General features: G+C 65.1%; 11 protein-coding genes. All 11 read right to left on the reverse strand.

Translation table 11 applies throughout. From position 1 onward, the window contains the following. Positions 1-46 precede the first annotated feature (46 nt). Complete coding sequence (locus H290_RS0123460) at positions 47-1,339, reverse strand: CdaR family transcriptional regulator (RefSeq protein WP_020109289.1); 1,293 nt, start codon at positions 1,337-1,339, stop codon at positions 47-49. Beyond that, complete coding sequence (locus H290_RS0123465; protein ID WP_020109290.1) at positions 1,339-2,769, reverse strand: NAD(P)/FAD-dependent oxidoreductase; 1,431 nt, start codon at positions 2,767-2,769, stop codon at positions 1,339-1,341. The genes H290_RS0123460 and H290_RS0123465 overlap by 1 nt, the downstream gene beginning before the upstream one ends. Then, positions 2,766-4,640: a DUF3556 domain-containing protein gene (locus H290_RS0123470; protein WP_020109291.1), complete on the reverse strand. Its 1,875-nt coding sequence runs from the start codon at positions 4,638-4,640 to the stop codon at positions 2,766-2,768. Before H290_RS0123470 ends, H290_RS0123465 begins: the two co-directional genes overlap by 4 nt. A 90-nt stretch (positions 4,641-4,730) precedes the next feature. Then, the gene (locus H290_RS0123475; protein WP_196809620.1) at positions 4,731-6,185 is read right to left on the reverse strand and encodes an AMP-binding protein; all 1,455 of its coding nucleotides are present in this window, start codon (positions 6,183-6,185) and stop codon (positions 4,731-4,733) included. Positions 6,186-6,346: 161 nt separating this feature from the next. After that, complete coding sequence (locus tag H290_RS0123480) at positions 6,347-7,048, reverse strand: sirohydrochlorin chelatase (protein WP_020109293.1); 702 nt, start codon at positions 7,046-7,048, stop codon at positions 6,347-6,349. After that, positions 7,045-8,277 carry a uroporphyrinogen-III synthase gene (locus H290_RS0123485; RefSeq protein WP_081631699.1) on the reverse strand — a complete coding sequence of 411 codons (1,233 nt, stop codon included), beginning with the start codon at positions 8,275-8,277 and terminating at the stop codon, positions 7,045-7,047. Before H290_RS0123485 ends, H290_RS0123480 begins: the two co-directional genes overlap by 4 nt. Then, positions 8,234-8,557: a nitrite reductase small subunit NirD gene (gene nirD / locus H290_RS0123490; protein WP_369758844.1), complete on the reverse strand. Its 324-nt coding sequence runs from the start codon at positions 8,555-8,557 to the stop codon at positions 8,234-8,236. Before nirD ends, H290_RS0123485 begins: the two co-directional genes overlap by 44 nt. A gap of 38 nt (positions 8,558-8,595) precedes the next feature. Further along, on the reverse strand, positions 8,596-11,097 hold the full coding sequence (gene nirB / locus H290_RS0123495) for a nitrite reductase large subunit NirB (protein ID WP_231373823.1): 2,502 nt from the start codon (positions 11,095-11,097) through the stop codon (positions 8,596-8,598). 68 nt (positions 11,098-11,165) lie between these two features. Beyond that, a complete protein-coding gene (locus H290_RS0123500; protein WP_028463606.1) occupies positions 11,166-12,617 on the reverse strand; it encodes an FAD-dependent oxidoreductase in 1,452 nt (483 codons plus the stop codon). Positions 12,618-12,619: 2 nt separating this feature from the next. Then, the gene (locus H290_RS0123505) at positions 12,620-14,770 is read right to left on the reverse strand and encodes a molybdopterin oxidoreductase family protein (RefSeq protein ID WP_020109298.1); all 2,151 of its coding nucleotides are present in this window, start codon (positions 14,768-14,770) and stop codon (positions 12,620-12,622) included. Beyond that, on the reverse strand, positions 14,767-16,191 hold the full coding sequence (locus tag H290_RS0123510; RefSeq protein WP_020109299.1) for a NarK/NasA family nitrate transporter: 1,425 nt from the start codon (positions 16,189-16,191) through the stop codon (positions 14,767-14,769). The genes H290_RS0123505 and H290_RS0123510 overlap by 4 nt, the downstream gene beginning before the upstream one ends. Between the last annotated feature and the right edge of the window lie 82 nt (positions 16,192-16,273).

A 16,273-nucleotide genomic window follows, 5' to 3' on the forward strand; every position in this document is an offset into this window, starting at 1 on the left:
GCCAAAACACCACATCATCGGGGTGCGGCGGTAACGGGGTGCGGGGTCACCGCGACGTGAGGACTGCCGCTCCGAGCAGATGACAGGCATGCAGGGCGACCTCAACATCGAGGCGGTCGACATCGACCGGTCGTTGCCGAACCGCCTCGGCTTTACGGATCCGGTAGCGGACCGAATTGCGGTGCAGCATCAACTGTTCGGCAGTCTGCGTATGACTTCGTCCGGTTTCGAGGAACACCCGCAGGGTCTCACGCAGCATCGCCTCGCTCTCGGTGTCGTTGGCGAGCGGACCCAGCACGTCCCCGACCCAGGTCTTGGTCGCGTCCAGGTCGCGGGCGAGCATCGCCACGATGGCCATCCCGCGGTCCCCGAAGCTGACCGCGGTCCGCGCCGAACCCGATGCCGCCCTCACCACCGCCACCACCGACTCCGCCTGCTGGTGGGACTGGCGAAATCCGGGTACACCGACCTCGGGGAGCCCGAAGGTGATCCGGGCACCTTCGAAACGTTCCAGTCTGGTGCGCACGGGGTTCACATCGATCGGCGATCGGTCCTCGCCGCGCCCGAACCACACCCAGGCGGTGCTGCGGTCGACCGCGGTGAACAGCACCGCCGACCGCGGACCTATCACCTCGGTGATCGCGTCGGCGATCGACTGCAGCGAACGGGTGTGGTCGAGACCGGGATTGGCGTGCTCGATCCACAACACTGCACCGACGTGCGCCTGCTCCAGTCCATAACGCGTCTTCTCGGCGAACTCGAATCGATCGACGCTGTGCTCGCTGAGAACCTCCCGAACCAGCGTGGCGGTGACACCGGCGGTCCGGTTGAGCCACAGGCGGCGCTCTTCTTCGTGGGCGAGCAGCACGATCTGGGTGATCCAGTCGATGTACTTGTGGATGAACGAATCGAGTTGATGGAGAAGGCGGAGCTTCAGATCGGCGGCCACGTCGAGGGACGAGATCTCGCCGAAGATGGCCTCTCGGAGGTCATCTGAGCCGAAATGGTAGGCCCGACGCAACGATGAAGGCGGCACTCCACGCTGGGCCAGTAGCAGCGCGTAGTCGACGGCCGGGCGGATCGGCTCGACGTCGGCGAGCGAAATGTTGTGTTCGAGGATATCGAGCATGGTCGTGACATTGCCGTGCACACTGGCGTGGAGCGCCGCTCCCAGGTCGCTGGCATCGAGCGGTTCGACCTCGCGGGCGATCAGGTCGGTCATGTGCGCGCTGATCTCGCCTTCGCGCTCGCCCAGCCGCTTGGCGATCGTGACCACAGCTGCCGCCAGTTCCGGATCATCGGCAGCCACCACCCAGTCGCGCGTCCGCTGATCGGTCATCACATCGCCACGTCCGAGGTGGTCAGTGCGCCGAGTGCCGAGCGGGCGGCGTTGTGGCCGCACATGCCATGCGCGCCCGCACCCGGCGGCGTCGCGGCAGAACACAGGTACACCCCGTCGATGCCGGTGGCATACGGGTCCAGAGCGAATCGAGGACGGAACACCAAGCGCCACGGCGTGTTTGCACCGGTCGTTATGTCACCGCCGACGAAGTTCTCATTGTCCGACTCGATTCGCGCCACCGACCGGATACGGGTCGCCACGATCCGATCACTGAACCCGGGTGCGAACCTCTCGATCTGCGCCGTGATCGCCGCGCCCGCGTCGCCCGACCAATTCGCCGGTACGTGGGCGTAGGCATCGATCGGGTGGATGTCGTAGTTCGACCTGGTCGGATCGGCGAGATATTGCTGACCCACCAGCACAAACGGACGCGCCGGCATGACGCCACGGTGCACGTCCCGCTCGGCCGCCACGACGTCGGCGAAGGCACCGCCGACGTGCACCGTACCGGCGGACCGCGATAGCTGATCGGCCCATGGGATCCCGTCCCGCACCGCGTAATTGACCTGGTAGGCCGCCGGTCCGTGCCGGTAGTGCCGGTAGGCGCGACTGATGCGTGCCGGCATCCGATCACCCGCGATCCGCGCGGCCGCCGCGGGTGAGGTGTCGAGCATGACGATGTCCGGGGCGTCCAACTCCGACAGCGAGGTCACGTGCACCCCGGTTTCGATCGTGCCACCGAGGTCGACGACTGCAGCGGCCATCGCCCTGGTGATGGCCCCTGAACCACCACGGGCCACCGGCCATCCGTAGGTGTGGGCCGCCGACCCCAGCGCCAACCCGATCGCTGACGACATCGGCGTTCCGAGTGGCCGGAACGCATGGGCTGCAACACCTCCGAACAGTGCCTGCGCTTCTTCCGTACCGAAGACCCTGGCCAGCACAGTGGCCGGCAGCGCGGCCAGGGCACCGAACCGGGCCAGCTTGATCGGGTGGTCCGGCACGTGCAGCAGTGGTCGGGTGAAATCGGTCGCGATGTCGGCGAACCGATCCGACACCGACCCGAAGACGCGGCGCCACGCCGGACCCGCGGACCCCAACCCGGCGACGGTTCGCTCGACCGAGCGGTACACCCCCACACCACGCCCGCCGTCGAGCGGATGCGAGTACTGGATCTCCGGCCACTCCCAGTTCAGTCCGTACCGCTGCAGGTCGACGCTGCGCGAGAACGCGGTGTCGAGGGCAAGCGGATGAGCCATCGAACATTCGTCGTGCACCACACCGGTGTCGGTGTAGTCCCCGCTGCGGGTGCCGCCGCCGATGAGCGGCGCGGCTTCGAGCACCCGCACCCGGACACCGGCGGCGGCGAGGGTCAGGGCCGCAGCGAGCCCATTGGGTCCGCTGCCGACCACGACTGCCTCTGTCATCCATCCACCTTGGCACGGTCGGGGGCCTCCGTACTCGCTTCGGCCACCTCGATCATTTCGAAGTCGCCGGTGCCCACAGGCCAGCCGGACCGTGCCCGGGTCAGATCACCCGGGGCCTGGTAACCATGCATGGTCCAGGTGACCTGATGCGGGATAGGTCCGTTCGGCAACCAGGGCTGCTCGTCGGTGGCGTCCTTGACCACGTACGTACCGCGTTCGACCACGCCCAGGGCTGCGTCGATGACCCGATATTCGATGTAGTTGCGGTGGATGGGCTGCGACTCGGTGAATGTGACGATCAGCTCGCCCGGTGCGAAATCGCAACGGCGCTGGACGGCTTCGATCAGCCGCTCGTCGTGCAGGTGGGCATCGCCGAACTGCCAGCCGACCAGCGTGGTGCAGACGAACTCGCCTTCCCGGATGACGTAGTTCTCCAGCGAGTCCGTATGCCGCATCATCAGCGAGATCAGCGCACGTCCCTGACTGTGCATGGTGCGCCAGGCGACTGCCTTCTGCATGAAGATCTCGGCAACCTCTGCGCCGAAAGCCGCTGTGAGCTGGTCGATCTGGTTGGTGTTGTACTTCACGATGTGGGTATTGAGCTTTTCTTCCATGTCCCGGCCACGGAACGCCCAGGTCGCCGACGCCCAGTTGCCCGCGTACTGGCGCATGGACGGAAGGAACGAGACCTGTTGTGGGCGAAGGTTACCCAGAATCGGGAAGAACAGCGCAGCCACCAGAGCCGCGATCAACCATCCGGTGCTCATGTCGCCGACACCGTATCCCGCACCCGCGTCGAACCCCCAGAACAGGAAGACCGTCGCGAAGATGAAGAAGACGTTCCATTCCAGCGGAACGGCGAGCGGGAAGGTGGAGATGATGAAGACGTGGAAGCAGACGATGACGATGATCGCCAGCAACGTCACGGTGCGGTTGGTCGAGAACAACAAGACCAGCGGCACCACCAGTTCGACCACCGTGCCGCCGATGTGGGCGAGCGCGGACGACCGGTGCGACGGCCGGATGTCCTCGGGGAAATTGCGGTAGAGACTGCGCTTGAGACGCGTCGAGGTGATCCACGGGGTGTTGCTCGTCATCGGCGCCACCACGTTGGTGAAGTGCCGGCCGAACTTCGAGACCCCGGCACCCATCCAGATCACGACCATCACGATCTTTGCCGCGACGATCATGTCGACGAGGTTGGTCATCACACCGAAGAAGAACAGGATCGCGATGTACTGCTCGGATCGGGCCGCGAGGAAAACGACCTTGTCCCGCAGTCCCATCAGCACGATCAGGCCGACGTAGCTCAGCAGCGCCCAAGACGGCGGTAGGCCGGCCTCACTGCCGGGCACGATTGAGGTTTCCTGCCCGGGAAACACCAGGATGAAGGCGAGGTTCGCCAGGATCACGAAGTACAGGCCGACGTCCCAGAAGGTTCGATGGTCACCCGCGGTGAACGGAACCTTGCCCGGCCAGGGCGCGACGCGCAGGGTGTTTCGGCGGCTGAAGTAGAGAAATCCACCGATGAACGGGCTGAACTTGAAGGCAAGCGGGCCGGAAGATGATGCCAGGCCGGTGATCTCGAACAGAATGGTCCAGGCCATCAGCTTGAGGTACACGATGGGTTCGTTCCACCAGGAAGCAAAATCTCCGAACCCGCCGAGACCCGGAGTGGTCAAGCCGACGATGACGACGCCGAGTCCGACATAGAGGATCAGCTTGTAGACATACAGCATGTGCAGCTGTTTGGGACTTCCGAATCCGTATTCACACCAGTGGGTGGCGAGGAGTCGCATCCGGTCCATGAACGGCAGGGAACCGAACTCCGCCGGGTCAACCGGCGGCATGTCGGCTGTCTTGAATCCCATGTCTTCTCCTTCGTTGAGAGCAGCTGATTTCGGGCAAGGGGTATCGCCGCGGGAGGTGACCCGCGTCGGTGGTTGTATCGGGGTTGCGAGCTAGGCGGTCTGCAGGGCGCGTCGAAGTTCTGGTTTGTTGATCTTTCCGACCGGATTCTTGGGCAGGGCTTCGACGATCGTGATCGATTCGGGCACCTTCACCCGCGTCAGGTGCCGCCGGCAGTGGTCGATCAGATCGTCTGTGGTGCAAGAAGATCCGGGATAGAGCGTCACATAGGCGACCGGCACCTCACCGAAGATCGGATCCGGTCGACCGACGACCGCCGCCTCGAGCACGGAATGATCTGCGGCAAGGATGTTTTCGATCTCTTTCGGGTAGATGTTCTCGCCGCCGCGGATGATCATGTCTTTGAGTCGGTCGACCAGGGTGAGGTAGCCGTCGTCGTCGAGTCTGCCGATGTCCCCGGTGCGCAGCCAACCGTCGATGATCGTATCCGCGGTGGCGTCCGGTTTACCCAGGTATCCGCGCATCACGGTGGGTCCACTGATCTGCACCTCGCCCGGTTCACCCACGCCTGCGACGCTGCCGTCGGCGCGGACCACCCGGATGTCCAGCCCGGACAGCGCCGGACCGACCGTTCCCGGTTTGCGCTGTCCATGCACCGGGTTGCATGCCGAACCACATGTGGTCTCGGTCAGGCCGTAGCCTTCGATGATCTCGAAACCATATCGCTGTGAACACTTTTCGAGAAGCTCGACCGAGACCGGAGCAGCGCCGCAAACGACAAACCGCAGCGACGACGTGTCCGGTCGAACCTCCTCTGGGAGGGCGGCGAGCAGCGCATAGATGGTGGGTACCGCGGAGAAGTAGGTGGGGCGCAGCCGCTCGATGTGGTCAAAGAAGGTGCGCGGTGAAAAGCTTCCGACAATCGAGAGTTGACCACCTACCGACAATGGCGCAAAAGTGCTGACCATCAAGGCATTCGCGTGGAACAACGGCAAGATGAGCATGCAGTGATCATCCTCGGTCAACTCGAGGTGTCCTGCGAAGATCGTGGCCATCGAATCGACATTCTGATGGGTCTGCATGACCCCCTTCGGTTTTCCGGTCGATCCGCTCGTATAGACGAGCAGCGCGAGGTCCTCGGGTTCGAGCACCACCGGTTGGTGATCCGAGATGGCGGTCATCGCGAGATCGTCGGCCACGATGGTGGTGATTCCCGCCGCCGCGCCGGCTTCCGCGATCAGTAGGCTGGCACCGGAATCCTCGATCTGGAAACCGGCTTCACCCTCGGTGAATGCCGGGTTGATGGGCGTCGCCGCCGCACCAAGTCTCCAGGCCGCGAGGATCGCGAGTACCAGCTCGACACGATTGGGCAACATGATCGCGACGACATCCCCCCGACCGAACCCCGTAGCGGCAAACTGCTCGGCGATCGCGGCAACCCGCCGGTCCGCCTGCGCGTAGGTCAGCGCGCCGCGGTCGTCGCGCAGACATACTCGCTCACGCCGCACCTCGGTTTGTCGCCAGGGAAGATATGCCAGATCCACTATGGGTGCCCTTCGGTCCACGCCTGCCGGATTCGACCGGCGAACATCGCTGTGACCTAGAACACTATGGAGCCGGTGCGCACTTCACGACGGCCTGAAGGGACGAAATTAAGCTCAATCGTTGTGCAGCGAGCACAACAATCAGGCTTTTGCCCGACCGGAACTCATATCGCCGGAACTACCCGCCGGACCGAACGCATCCGCCTGACCACCAGATCGACCACCCTCGGATCCGCCCCGAGCGGCTCCGACACCCCATCGGCACCGACGCCCTGCAAACGATCATGGAACAGGCCCTGCGCCAGCAGATAGGACGCGATGAATACCCGGCGCCGGGTCTGCGCCCGAGTCGCCGCAACAACGTCGGCGATCCGGGGCTCGCCGGTCGCGATGTACCCGACCTCGACATGGGCACCGATCATTGCCCCGAGCAGTGTGGCGGCCCGCCGGACCTGACCGAGCGCATACGCATCCGATGACCCCGCGGCCGCGAGGACCACCGAATCCCCACGCTTCCAGCCACATTCGGTCAGGCGCTGGGCAAGAACGCGGGCCAGTTCCGGATCCGGGCCGAGCGCCCGGGACACGCTGGTGGCCTGATGGCCACTGGCAACGATGTGTTCGGGCAGATCCTGGCGGACGTGGTAGCCCTCCGCCAGAAACGCCGGGACCACCACCGCAGGTCCGTCGACGCCGGACAACACCTCGGACGGCGAGGGCCCGAGAACGTCCACAAACGCCACCCGGGTTGGTCCGATCTGCGCCGACACCTTATCGGCCAGATCTGCGATCATCGCAGTGCCGTGCTCCGAACGGGTCCCATGGGCAACCAGGATGGGCTGCGCACCAAGATGATTGAAGATCATGTGTTCTCGCCCTCCTCGTATTCGAGATCTATTGACAGTCTGTACCCGCGTTTCACCACGGTCTGGATCATGCGGGAGTCCCCCAGCCCGGCGCGCAGTCTGGCCATCGCGGTCTCGACCGCATGTGTGTCCTCACCCCCGCCGGGTAGCTGGGCCAGGAGCGCCTGCCGCGACACCACCCGGCCCGGACGCTGTGCCAGCGCCTTGAGCAGTGTCAGTCCGGCCGGCGACAACGGCCGCAACTCGCCGTCGACCATCACCGCTCGACTGCGAATACTCATGTCGTGCCCGGCGACCCGCATCGTCGGGACCCGGCGCGGCATCTCTTCGGCGATGTGACGAGCCAATGCACCCAACCGGAACCGGCCCGGTCGCGACGTCGGAACCTTCAGTGCAACAAGGGGTCCCGCGGTCACCGGACCGACACACATGGCGGCGACGTCGGTCCGCAACGATTCGAGGAGCGCGTCGAGGCGTCCGGTGTCCTGTGCCCGGCCGAGCATCGAGGCCACCGCCGGCGCACTGGTGAACGAGACGGCGTCGATGTCGAAGTTGATGATCTGAGAGATCATCTGATCCAGCTCAGTGGTGTCGCGCGGTGGCAACCACCGATATACCGGAATCGGGAGCACCTCGGCGCCTGCTTCCCGCAAGACCTCACAGAAGTCGGGCAGCGGCTCCCACTCCGTGGTCGCACCGTGGAGCTGAACACCCACCCGGACGCCGTCGACCCCTTCGGCCAGGAGATGTTCGAGAACCTCGCTCGACGACTCGTTCGGCGGCGACCATTCCTCACGCAGGCCACCGGCCCGGATCGCACCCTTGGCCTTGGGACCGCGGGCCAGTACCCGAGACCGGCCCAGCGCCTCGACCAACGCCTCTGCCATACCCCAGTCCTCCGCGGCCTCCATCCAGCCGCGGAATCCGATACCTGTTGTGGCAACCACGATCTCAGGTGGATGCGCAACGACCTTCTCGGTCGCTGCCCGCAACTCCGTGTCGTCGGCGAGCGGGATGATCTGGATAGCGGGCGTCCGCTCGATCACGGCCCCACGTCGCTCCAGCAGAGCCGCGAACTCGTCGGCTCGGCGCGCCGCCGTGATCCCGATGGTGAATCCGGTCAACGGACCTGTATCACCCTCAGTGCTGCGACCACCCGAACTCACTAGACCTCCATTTGTCACGCTATCGCGGCCGTACCTGCACGAGGCCGGCTCGTTGCCGCACATCGTAGACGGGCAAGATTACATTCTCGTCTCCCAGGCAGCGCCCGTCCACCAGGGAGAACACCTGCTTGAGCAGGGGCGAGGCGACAGTCGGCTCACCGTCGCGGTCGCCGACCAGCCCGCGCGACATGACTGCCGCATTGCCGAACGGGTCGATGTTGCCCACGGCGTACAGCTCCCCGTCGACCATCCGGAACAGTGCCACCTGTTCACCCCCGGGCAGCAGGACCGCGACTCCGAAGCCCGGCACGAGCCGGTCGAAGTGGCAGGCCGCAGTCCACATGGCGGCGTTCGTATCAACTCGTGTGTCGTCGATGAGACTCATCGTGACGTTTCCTCCGTTCCCCGGCGGACTGCGCCGAGCTGCGGTATCCCCAAGAGTACGGGCACTTTACGTCCGCCACTCTCCGAGAAACCAATGGTGGGATCGGGTTGTTCCGGCGCATTCACAAAAGACACGAAACGGGCCAGTTTGTCCTCGTCGTCGAGCACACCGGCCCACTCGTCCTTGTATCCGGCGACGTGGGTTTCCATCGCCGCCTCCAGCTCGGCGGCGATGCCGAGGCTGTCTTCACACACAACATCTTTGAGGTGATCCAGGCCACCTTCGAGCGATGAGAGCCAGGGTGCCGTTCGTTGCAGCCGGTCGGCCGTGCGGATGTAGAACATCAGGAATCGATCGATGTATGTGACGAGCGTCGCATCATCGATGCCCGATGCCAGCAACTGGGCGTGCGCCGGACTCTGACCGCCGTTGCCGCCGACATAGAGATTCCAGCCGTGTTCGGTGGCGATGATGCCGACGTCTTTGCCGCGGGCCTCCGCGCACTCCCGCGCGCAACCGGACACACCGAACTTCAGCTTGTGCGGTGATCGCAGACCTCGATAGCGGTTCTCCAGGTCGACGGCCATGCCCACCGAATCCTGGACCCCGTACCGGCACCAGCTGGTACCGACACAACTCTTCACGGTGCGCAGGCTCTTCCCGTACGCATGACCGGATTCCATGCCGGCGTCGACCAGCCGCTGCCAGATGAGTGGCAACTGCTCGACGCGGGCGCCGAACAAGTCGATCCGCTGACCGCCGGTGACCTTGGTGTAGAGGTCGAAATCCTTTGCCACCTGACCGATCACGATCAGCTGATCCGGTGTCACCTCGCCGCCGGGCATCCGCGGAACCACCGAATAGGTGCCGTTCTTCTGCATGTTGGCGAGGAACCGGTCGTTTGTATCCTGCAGTGCCGCTTGCTCACCCGAGAGAATGTGATCACTCGAGGTCGACGCCAGGATCGACGCGACGGTGGGCTTGCAGATCTCACAACCCAGGCCGTGGCCGTGCTTGGCGACAAGCTCGCTGAAGGTACGGATACCCGTCGCCTGCACGATCTCGAAGAGTTCGGCGCGGGAATGCGAGAAGTGCTCACACAGCGACTTCGAGATCGCGACACCGGAATCCGCCAGCAGGCGGGTGATCGACGGGATACAGCCGCCACAAGTGGTACCGGCCTTGGTGCAGGTCTTGACCGCTTCGACATCCTGCGCCCCATGGGCGATGGCTCCGCAGATGGAACCCTTGTCGACGCCGTTGCAGGAACAGATCTCCGCACTGTCGGGCAGGGCGGACAGGCCGATGCCTTCGCCCGCGGCCGGCGCGATCAGTGCCGCGGGATCACCCGGAAGCGGTCCGCCGACCATCGGCTTGAGCAAGGCGTACTGCGTTGCATCACCGACGAGCACGCCGCCGAGCAGTGTCTTGGCATCATCACTCACAACAACTTTGGAGTACGTCCCGGCAACCGGATCGTTGAAGACCACCTCGAGGCAACCCTCGGTGGCACCCATCGCATCACCGAAACTCGCGACATCGACCCCGAGCAATTTGAGCTTGGTCGACATGTCGGCGCCCTCGAACTCCGACCGTCCGCCGAGCAGCCGATCGGCCACGACCTCCGCGGTGCTGTAGCCCGGAGCAACCAGCCCGTAGCAGCGGCCGTCCACCGCGGCGACCTCACCGATCGCGTAGATGTCCGGATCATCGGTACGGCAACCACTGTCGACAAGTACGCCGCCGCGCTCACCGACCGCCAGATCGGCGTCCCGGGCGAGCTGATCACGTGGCCGCACACCGGCGGAAAAGACCAGCAGCGCAGCATCATCGATGGTGCTGCCATCCGAGAGCGTGATGTTCAGGGAGCCACCCTCGACCTGTTCGATGGCCGACGTACCCACGCCGGTGTGCACCGTGACGCCGAGTTCGTGGACCAGGTTGGCCAGCAATGCGCCACCACCGGCGTCCACCTGCAACGGCATCAGCCGGGGCGCGAACTCGACCACGTGCGGCTTCAGGCCGAGGAGCTTGAGGGCGTTGGCCGCCTCCAGGCCGAGGAGTCCACCACCGACCACGACCGCCGTGGCACCGGCCGGAGCGGCCTCGGCGGCAGCGCGGATCTGGTCCAGGTCCGTCAGAGTGCGATAGACGAAGCAGTTGTCCGAGTCCTTTCCGGGAACCGGAGGCACAAACGGGTACGAACCCGTGGCCAGAACCAGGGCGTCGAACACAATGCTGGAGTCGTCATCGAGGACGGCGGTCCGCTTGACCCGGTCGATTCGTTTCACCGACCGGCCCAGCAGGAGGGACACCAGCGGGTCACCCGGGTAGGTGTTCCCGTCGAGCGCCAATGACTCCGGGTCCCAATTGTTCACGTAGGAGGACAATCCCACCCGATCGTAGGCCGCGGTCGGTTCCTCACAGACCACCACAACCCGCCACTGATCGGTGACATCGCGCTGGCGCAGTTCCTGGACAAAGCGATGGCCGACCATCCCGTGACCAACCACCACAACGGTTTTAGCGGACACTTCAGCCCTCTTTCTCACATCTGTTGTCATTGTCATGCGTCTGCCGTCTTGAGCCATTCACACAATCCGTCGACCACGGATTGGCAACTGCCACAACCGGTTGTCGCCCGGGTGGCATCGGCCATCGCACCCGCACTGCGGGCACCCTTTCGCCAGGCGTCGGTCAGGTTCTTCTTCGACACCGTGTTGCACCGGCAGATGATCGCGTCGCCGGGCATCTGTGCCGGGCTCGCCGATTCGGTGGCACCTCCGACGAGGTGCCCGAGCAGCAGACGCATGCGGTCGGTCGGCACCGGCGCACCGGAGTCGAACAACTGGGAGATGGTGCCCACCACCTCCGGGTTGCCCAGCAGCACCGCCCCGGCGATGCGGTCCTTGCGCACGACCACCTTGGCGTAGCGACCGCGGTGGGGATCGGACAGCGTCATCACCTCGGCCTCAAGATCATTCGGGTCCGTGTCGATCTCGCCCATCGACGCCAGGTCGATGTCGTGGGCCTTGAGTCGCAGGATCTGCTGCGTGCCCTCGTATCCGACCAGGCTCTCGCCGACCAGGTTCTCGGCCACGGTCTCGGCCATCTCCCACCCCGGCTGTACCAGTCCGTAGACGATGTTGCGGTGCTGGGCGCATTCACCGATCGCGTAGACGGCCCGGTCGCTGGTGCGGAGTTCGTCGTCGACGACGATTCCGTGATCGACTGCCAGCCCGGCCTCCGCGGCGACCTCGGTGTTGGGCGCGATCCCGGCGGCAACGATGACGAGATCGGCGCCCAGGGTCGAGCCGTCGGTGAGCACCACTTCACGGCCGGTCTGCGGATCGTCGCGGATCGCGCTCACCCGCCCGCCGAGCACCACGTCCATCCCGATCTCACGCAGGATCCGGGTGAGAACCGCTCCACCGGCACTGTCGAGCTGCTTTTCCATCGGATGCGACCGCGGATGGACCACTGTCACCGCAGCGCCCTGCAGGAGTGCACCGCGGGCCGCCTCGAGTCCGAGCAGACCGCCACCGACGACGACCACCCGAACACCCTTTCCCAGTGCCGAGACGATCGATTCACAGTCGGCGAGGTTGCGGAAGGCGACGACGCCGGGCACCGGCGCACCCTCGTCGTCGAGTGCGCCGGCGATCGGTGGGACAAACGAGCGACTACCCGTGGCGAACACGAGCTTGTCGTAGCGGTGGACGGTTCCGTCGCTGCAGTGCACCGTCTGGGCGGCCCGGTCGACACGCTCGACGCGCACACCGACATGCGTCTGCAGGTTGCGTTCGCGGTACCAGTTCTCGGCACGAATCATGGTGTCGGCGGGGCGGATCCGGCCGGCCACCACATTCGACATCAAGATCCGGTTGTACGCGGCGGTCGGCTCCTCACCGATGACCACACTGGTGACGCGCTCGCCACCGGGGTCGCGCCGATGCAGTTCTTCTTGCAACCGGGCACCGGCCATGCCGTTGCCCACGATCACCACACGCTTCGTCATGTTCACCCCATCGGTTCCAACTGTGCGGCCGGTTCCATCCGCACCGCGCAGATCTTGAACTCGGGCATCCGGCTGGTCGGATCGAGTGCGGGATTGGTCAGCAGGTTGGCGCGCCCATCACCGGCGTAGTGGAAAGGCAGGAAGACGGTGTCGGGCCGCAACGAGTCGATGCACCGGGCCGCAGCGATCACAGACCCGCGGCGCGAGGTCACTCGCACCCGGTCCCCGTGCGTAATTCCCAGTCGCTCTGCGGTGTCCGAGTTGACCTCCACGAACATGGGGCCGGCGGCATCGGCCAGCGCCTTCACGTGACGGGTCTGGGCGCCCGACTGGTAGTGCGTCAGCACCCGCCCGGTCGTGCAGATCAGCGGATAGTCGGCGCTCACCGGCTCGGTCTGCCCGTGATGGTCGACCGCGACGAACTTGGCCCGTCCGTCCTCGGTGCCGAAGCGGTCCAGGAACATCCGCGGGGTTCCGGGGTGACCGACCTCGGGGCAGGGCCAGTGGATCGCCTCGTCGTTGTCGAGGCGGTCGTAGGTGATGCCGGTGTAGTCGGCCGGACCACCGGCAGAGGCTCGTCGCAGCTCATCGAAGACCTCGCGGGGGTCGGTCTTGAACCGTTCGGCGGGCTGACCGAGCCGAATGGCCAACTCCGACAGCACTTCCAGTTCGCTGCGCGGACCATCCGGGACCGGCACCGCCTGACGCCGGCGCAGCAGCCGTCCCTCGAGGGACGTCATCGTCCCTTCCTCCTCGGCCCACTGCAATACCGGCAGCACGACATCGGCCATCGCCGCGGTCTCCGACATCAGGAAGTCGTTGACCACCAACATGTCCAGGGACTGCAGCCGATCCACCACGTGTCCGGCGCGCGGCGCCGACACCGCCAGGTTCGCACCGTGCACCATCAGCATCTTCGGTCCGCCGGGCTGTCCCAGGGATTCGAGCAGTTCGTAGGCGCTGCGGCCGGGACCGGGCAGGTCGTCGGGATCGATGCCCCACACCGCGGCGACGTGCTTGCGTGCCGCCGGGTCGGCGATCTTCCGGTAGCCCGGCAACTGGTCTGCCTTCTGGCCGTGTTCGCGACCGCCCTGACCGTTGCCCTGCCCGGTGATGCAGCCGTAGCCGCTGCCCCGCCGTCCACACAGGCCGAGCACCAGCGCCAGACCGATCACGGCGCTGACGGTGTCAGTACCGGTCGAATGCTGTTCCGCCCCACGGGCTGTGAGCACATAGGCGCCGGTTCCGCGATCACGGGAGGCGGCCAGCAGCTGCACGGTCCGGCGCATCGCACTGACCGGGACGCCGCTGGTCCGCTCGGCCCGTTCCGGCCACCACTGCCCCGCGACTCGCCAGAACTCGTCGAATCCGCTGGTGCGGTCGGCGATGTAGTCCAGATCGGCGTACCCCTCGGTCACCGCGATATGAACCATGCCCAGGACCAGGGGCAGATCGGTGCCGGGCGAGAGTTGCAGGTGCACACCGCCATCGGTCACCGCACGTTCCACCGTTGCCGTCCGGCGCGGATCTGCGACGACCAGTCCACCGGCACGGGCAGCGGTCATGAGATGGCTGACCATCGGCGGCATCGTCTCGGCCACGTTGCCGCCCAGCATGACGATGCACTCCGCCGAACCGATGTCGGCCAAGGGGAACGGCAATCCCCGATCGATGCCGAACGACTTGATTCCGGCAGCGGCCGCCGAGCTCATGCAGAACCGGCCGTTGTAGTCGATGTTCGAGGTTTGCAATGCCACCCGCGCGAACTTGCCCAGCTGGTAGGCCTTCTCGTTGGTCAGACCGCCACCACCGAAGATTCCCACCGCGTCGGCGCCGTGCTCACGGCGGGCGCGAGCGAAACCCTGCGCCACGATGTCCAGCGCGTTGTCCCACGTCGTCGGTGTCAGCTCTCCGTCGACTCGGACGAGCGGTTCGGTCAGCCGGTTCGGGTTGCGGAGCACATCGGCTGCCGTCCAACCCTTTTGGCACAACCCGCCCTTGTTGGTGGGGAACTGCCGTGGGGCGATCTCGGCATCGGCGGCGCCGGACCCGGTGATGGTCATCGCGCACTGCAATCCGCAGTACGGGCAATGTGTCCGGGTTCCGACCGAGCCCTCGGCCGTGAGGTCGAGGGGGATCGTCTGCGTGGTCACGGCTGCACTACCGGGGTGGCGGATTCGACCGGAGCCGGCTTCGCCGTCGCTTCGGTGACCTCGAAGGACTCACGAACGTAGAACCACCAGGTCACGATCGCCGCGAGGACATAGAAGGCCAGGAAGATGATGAAGGCCTGGGTGGCCGACTGATTGGATTTGTAGCTGTCGCGCAGCACCAGGTTGATCCCGACGCCACCGAGACCACCGAATGCGCCGGCAATACCGATCAGTGCACCCGACATCGACCGCGACCAGTTGGTCTTGCCCAGCGTGTTCAGGGCTGGATTGATCTTGGCCTTGTGTTCCCAGATGCTCGGGATGATCTTGTAAACCGAGCCGTTGGCGATGCCCGAGATGAGGAACAGCAGCACAAAGCCGATCACGAACGCGGTCAGTGTGCCGCCGGTGATCTCTTTGTCGTTCGCGTCCGAGATCAGTCCCGCCACCACCAGGATGGCAGCCGAGGCGATCATCGCGAGGAAGCTGAACAGCGTCACCTTGCCGCCGCCGATCCTGTCGGCAAGCTTTCCGCCATATGGCCGGCTCAGCGATCCCAGCAGGGGTCCGATCCAGACGATCTGCGCGGCAGCCAAAGCCGGGTTCGAGTTCCCGGACGCGGCGAAGCTGATGTTGAGGACCTGACCGAAGGCAAACCCGAAGCCGATGAACGAACCGAATGTTCCGACGTACAGCAGCGAAATGATCCATGTGTCACGGAACTTCAGCGCCTGGACCATCGACCGACCGCTGGCGGTCTGGTGGTCGAGATTGTCCATATAGATCGCGGCACCGACACCGGCGAAGGCCAGCAGAACCAGGTAGATGGCACACAGGACCTCGGGGTTGTCGGCAAACAGCCAGATCACCAGCAGCCCCATCAACTGGACGACCGGTACGCCGATGTTTCCGCCGCCGGCGTTGAGTCCCAGCGCCCAGCCCTTGAGACGCTGCGGGTAGAACGCGTTGATGTTGGTCATCGAGGACGCGAAGTTGCCGCCACCGAAGCCGGTCAGCGCGGCCACGAACAGGTACCACCCGAAGCCGAAGTCGCCCGGATTCATCATCAGCATCAGGAGCAGACCGGTGGGGATCAACAGCACGACGGCCGAGAAGATCGCCCAGTTCCGTCCACCGAACTTCGCTGTGGCCTGGGTGTAAGGAATACGCAAGCAGGAACCGATGAACGTCGCGGTGGCCGCGATCGCGAACTTCTGATCGGCACTGATCCCGTATTCCGGACCCATCATCAGCGCGAGGACCGAGAACATCGCCCAGATCGAGAACCCGACGTGTTCACAGATCACCGACCAGATCAGGTTCCGCTTGGCGATTTCGGCGTTGCCGTTGTCCCACGCCTCGACGTCTTCGGGATCCCAGTCGGTGATGTAGTGCTTTCGCTTTGTGGCCTTGGCAGTCACTTCGTGCCCTCCTCGTATGTCCGGGTCCAGTTACCGGATGACTTGAGGAGAACGGTAGGAAATGGGTGTTGCGAAAGCTTTG

The sequence above is a fragment of the Nocardia sp. 348MFTsu5.1 genome, assembly GCF_000383535.1.
In the GTDB taxonomy this organism is placed as follows: domain Bacteria; phylum Actinomycetota; class Actinomycetes; order Mycobacteriales; family Mycobacteriaceae; genus Williamsia; species Williamsia faeni.

Excerpts from the sequence above, each read along its gene's own strand:
- H290_RS0123480 (WP_020109293.1), bottom strand. The coding sequence starts at position 7,048 with ATGATCTTCAATCATCTTGGTGCGCAGCCCATCCTGGTTGCCCATGGG.
- H290_RS0123500 (WP_028463606.1), bottom strand. The coding sequence starts at position 12,617 with ATGACGAAGCGTGTGGTGATCGTGGGCAACGGCATGGCCGGTGCCCGG.
- nirB (WP_231373823.1), bottom strand. The coding sequence starts at position 11,097 with ATGGTCGGCCATCGCTTTGTCCAGGAACTGCGCCAGCGCGATGTCACC.
- H290_RS0123470 (WP_020109291.1), bottom strand. The coding sequence starts at position 4,640 with ATGGGATTCAAGACAGCCGACATGCCGCCGGTTGACCCGGCGGAGTTC.
- nirD (WP_369758844.1), bottom strand. The coding sequence starts at position 8,557 with ATGTGGACTGCGGCCTGCCACTTCGACCGGCTCGTGCCGGGCTTCGGA.
- H290_RS0123465 (WP_020109290.1), bottom strand. The coding sequence starts at position 2,769 with ATGACAGAGGCAGTCGTGGTCGGCAGCGGACCCAATGGGCTCGCTGCG.
- H290_RS0123460 (WP_020109289.1), bottom strand. The coding sequence starts at position 1,339 with ATGACCGATCAGCGGACGCGCGACTGGGTGGTGGCTGCCGATGATCCG.
- H290_RS0123485 (WP_081631699.1), bottom strand. The coding sequence starts at position 8,277 with ATGTGCGGCAACGAGCCGGCCTCGTGCAGGTACGGCCGCGATAGCGTG.